Here is a 4,374-nt window from a genome sequence, read left to right as displayed (position 1 = left end):
CTATAACGAAGCCCACCACGCCGAGCAGGTGGCCCGCCAGCTCGGCACCGATCATACGGAACTCTATCTAAGCGAGCGGGACGCGCTCGATGTCGTGCCGCAGCTGCCTGGCATCTATTGCGAGCCCTTCTCGGACTCGTCGCAGATCCCGACTTTCCTCGTTTCCAAGCTCGCGCGCGGCAGCGTCACCGTTGCGCTGTCGGGCGACGGCGGAGACGAGCTGTTTTCGGGATACACCCGATATGCGCTCGCCGATGCGTTCTGGAACAAGCTTTCGCGCATCCCGATCGGCTTGCGCCGCATGTCAGCAGGGCTGGCGACTCTGCCGTCGCCCGGTCTCTACAACAATGTAGCCGCCGGCATCATGCCCCTGCTGCCGCAACGCCTCCGCCGCGCGCGCGTCGGCGACAAGATCCATAAGGCGGCGTCAGTCCTTTCGCTAGGAAGCATGAATGACGTCTACCGTCGTCTATGCTCGCATTGGGAACCCGCTGAACTCCTTCCGGGCGGGGTCGAGCCCCCCACCATGCTGACGGGACTCGAGCCGCTTCCGGTTCTGTCGGGCAACGTCGAGCAGATGATGTATCTCGACATGATGAGCTATTTGCCGGACGACATTCTGGTCAAGGTCGATCGCGCGGCCATGGCGGTCAGTCTCGAAACCCGAGTGCCGTTCCTCGACCACCGCCTCGTAAGCTTCGCACTGTCATTGCCTCTTTCCGTCCTGCGCGCGGAGAACCAAACGAAGTGGCCACTGAGGCAACTTCTTTACAAACATGTCTCGCGCGAACTCGTCGAGCGTCCCAAGATGGGGTTCGGGGTCCCGATCGACGCCTGGCTGCGTGGCGCGCTTCGCGACTGGGCCGAAGCGCTTCTCGACGAACGCCGGCTTCGGGAAGACGGGCTCTTCCGTCCCGATTCCGTCCGGCGCGCCTGGTCCGAGCACCTTTCGGGCCAGCGCAATAACCAGTATCTGCTTTGGGATGTTTTGATGTTTCAATCCTGGCGGGAAGCCCAACAGATGTGCTCGACCGCTGCCGCGGCATAACCGACAACGAGGAACAATCACCGGAGCGTCGACCGCATTATCGATCTATCGAGCACTCTGCTCAGCCGCTATACCGTCCAATGCGAAGAGGCTGCAATACGAGACGGGAACCATTTTGAACGATCTGCGGACCGCCCATGAACTCCCAAGGCAGGCTCTAAACCCGTTTGCGACGCTCCGGCGCCGATTTACGCCCGCGAACATCAATATCTGCTTTTCGGCTGCCTGCTTCTTTTCACCGCCCGTCCTGGGATCGGTCGTAAGTTTCGTCTTCCATGGCGGCGCACTCTGGTCAGTGGTGCTGCTCGCGGCCAAGCGGCGACGCTTCAATTTCGATCGCCCGATGCTTGGGATAACGGCAGCCATCTATATCTACTGCGCAGCCATGGTGCTGGGGTCGATTGCCGGTGGTATGCTGAGGGCTGACCTGCCACTACTGCTGTCGCTGGCCACCCTGCTGTTCTTTCCGATTTCCTATTCGACGTGGAGCATTACGGATAAACTCACCCTGGCGCGCATAGCAGTGCGCGCCAGCGCCGCTGCATGCGCCGGCGCGTTGGTGCTGGCCATCATCCAATATTATTGGATCGGAATGCTCAGGGCCGAAGGCGGCGCTGGAAATCCGATCGTCTTTGCGACGGTGACTTGCCTCGCAGCGATGATGTGCCTTGCGGGCGCTTTGTCGGGAATAGAAAAAGACCGGATGCCCTTGATTGCTGCCGCTCTCGCGGGCGTCCTGGCAATCCTCTACTCGGGCTCGCGTTTGATATGGGTTGCCTTATTGGTTGCCACCGTCGCCGTCCTTCTAGTCAATCGGAACAAATTGACGCGAGGAAATATAAGAAAATCGCTGACGATCGCGGTCGCTTCCGGCCTCCTGACCGTGGCAATCACCTTTCCTATCATCGTTGACCGCACCGCTGTCCTGTTCAAAGACTGGGACGCCCTCGTCACCAAAGGCGACCACTCGACTCCACTCGGACTCCGCGTTGGACTCTGGGACATAGGCGTCAACGCATTTCGTGAGACGCCATTCCTCGGCCACGGCGTCTCCGCCAGTCGGGCACTGATAAGACAAGGATTCAAAGACCGATTTGGAATGGACCAAGGTTTCAATCACTTTCACAGTGGCTTTTTGACCGCGCTGGTAGAGGCCGGGCTGATGGGCGCCCTCGCCCTTGCAGCGGTTTTCGCCATAGCAGCCTGCCATGCCGCAAGGGTCTTGCGACGCAGCGCGGACCCATCGGAGCGCTTCGGTGCGACGATGGTCACCGTCGCAGTGATTACCTATCTGATCGGCGGCCTTGGCGGCATTCTGGTCGGCCACGACATCCTGGATTCGACCCTGATGGTTTTTCTGGTTTCCGGAACATACTTGGCGTGCGGAGAAACGGTGTCCCCGACCGGGAAAAGCTCGCATTGTCAGTCAGCGGATCATAACCATCGCACCGGCTGCCCAGGAATAATCGCTGTTGGTCCGCCAGAAAGCCCGTGAGTCCGGCAAAATCGAACTTCCCCTTTCGCCCGAGTACCATTGCTTCGTCCTTTAAGGCCCGTGTTTCGCCAAGTGGGAAAAGACTTCACGTCGCAAGATGCAGCAAGCAGCTTGTCATGAAGGTAGGCTTGCTCCTCAAATCGCGCTTTCCTTATCAGCAGTGGGGTCATCCTGGCTATGTGGCTGTTCCGAGCGCCGGATTGGGCCGCAGCGTTTGACTAAACGTTGATTGGAACTTTAGATCTCGCTAAGGAAACTTTTCGGGGGAGAGCGGTGGCGGACTTTCGTAGATTATATTACATGCCCAGCCTGCCAGGGCGGAGGGAAGGCGGTGACCTGTGGTCGGTGGAAAGACACGGCTGGGACATGCTGTCCGCCAGGCAGCCACAGGCCGGGCTGTCCGGGTCGCACCGGGGCGTGCACCTACTGCGACGGTACCGGAATTCGGAGGCTTGTGGCCGAATCGATACCGACCGCGTGGGCCTAAAGAGCTCTGCATGAGCAAATGAATGGCTGGAGTGAGAGTAATTGATAGCGACGGCATCGTGGCCCGACGATGCGGACAAAGCGGTCATTCATTTCCTATGTGTTCGAGGACGAATACTGCGCGCTCCTCGATGCTCACCAAAGGCAAATGAACAAGGTCGTACCCTAGTCTGGAGTACGTCTCGGCCATAATCCGATAAGTTGCCTCAGCCTCGCCCTTGTCCTGCTTCCGTTCGTCATCCTGAGAAAATATTGCGTCCCAGAAGGGCGCAATGAAGACCCGTCGATTATATCGAAAGAGCCTCGCCGCTCTTTCAGCATAGCCGGGAATGGGCAGACCACACAGGCTCAAATAGCCGATCACGTCAAGTATGCTGCGATCCATCAGCACGGGACCGGCCATCCCTGATGCCATCCGAGCATGAGTTCGGCGAACGCCGATCTGTCCGCCCAAGGCAGCGCATTGCCTTTGATCCTGACCTGATCCTGAATGATTGCTCGGCCGGCCTCGGGCATGTGCTGAATACCTTTGAGCGCAAGCGCTTCAATTAAGCTAGTTTTTCCTGAACCGGGTCCACCGGTCACGACAAACAAATGGTCACACATGTGCCATCCTCGGTTCTGTTGTTAAGGGGAGAAGCGCCGACAGGGAGCGTTGCATCGCAGAAGGCGATGTGGCGTGGCTCCATGATAGAGATGCAGCGGAATGTGTGCAACGGGCATGGGATGACAATGCCGCAAACGTTTCGAACTACGGCATAACTCGTTGGCTCTCACCCCGCATATCGGACGGCACCGTCGCGGCATGCAGGCCAGTCTCTCTAAGACCGAGAGCATCACCGGCGTCGCGAACGGAGATCCGGCAGTACACCTTGCTCGAGGCGGCTCTTTCGGGTCTCCGCCTCGATACCGACGCGCTGAGAACCGGCTCCTCTGGGTCAGAGCCCTCGACCATGGCAGCGAGTCTATCGACCAACTGCGAGAAGCCAGGGCCGCAGAAGCCGGCATCACCGACGCGGATCGCTGGATGTCACTCTCTCTTTGCGAAGACACCCCCCGCGATTGAGCTCTTGACACGCTGTGCCCAGAGTCTGGCGATCGGGATCGCGAACCTTCAGACGCTCATGATGCGTGACAATTTCATAATTTATGAGAATTGCCCGTCGCGGGCGAGTTGTCAGCGCAAGAAACGGGTGGTTTCAAGCAGAACTAGGACTAATACCAAGAGTCATGGAGTTTGACCGACATGCGCCCACTCCCGCATTCCGATTGATTTGATGGTTTGGGGCGCAGCGAGGAGCTTCTGCCAAGCATCGCAAGCGGCGTCGATGATGGCGTCGTAGTC

2 protein-coding genes and 1 pseudogene are annotated in these 4,374 nt (G+C 58.8%); 2 read left to right on the top strand and 1 reads right to left on the bottom strand.

Annotated features, from left to right (window positions below; genetic code table 11):
* Positions 1-1,048, top strand: a 1,048-nt coding sequence (locus tag EOA32_RS33780) for an asparagine synthase-related protein (protein WP_245499486.1), incomplete at its 5' end; no start/stop codon positions are given.
* 115 nt (positions 1,049-1,163) lie between these two features.
* Positions 1,164-2,543, top strand: a complete 1,380-nt coding sequence (locus EOA32_RS33775) for an O-antigen ligase family protein (protein WP_245499485.1) — start codon at positions 1,164-1,166, stop codon at positions 2,541-2,543.
* A 571-nt stretch (positions 2,544-3,114) separates the two neighbouring features.
* Here EOA32_RS33775 and EOA32_RS33770 read toward each other — a convergent pair.
* Positions 3,115-3,635 (bottom strand): annotated as a pseudogene (locus EOA32_RS33770) (AAA family ATPase).
* Positions 3,636-4,374: the final 739 nt, after the last annotated feature.

The organism is Mesorhizobium sp. M1A.F.Ca.ET.072.01.1.1, assembly GCF_004023325.1.
Taxonomy (GTDB): domain Bacteria; phylum Pseudomonadota; class Alphaproteobacteria; order Rhizobiales; family Rhizobiaceae; genus Mesorhizobium.
This window is presented reverse-complemented; position numbering and strand designations above follow the sequence as displayed.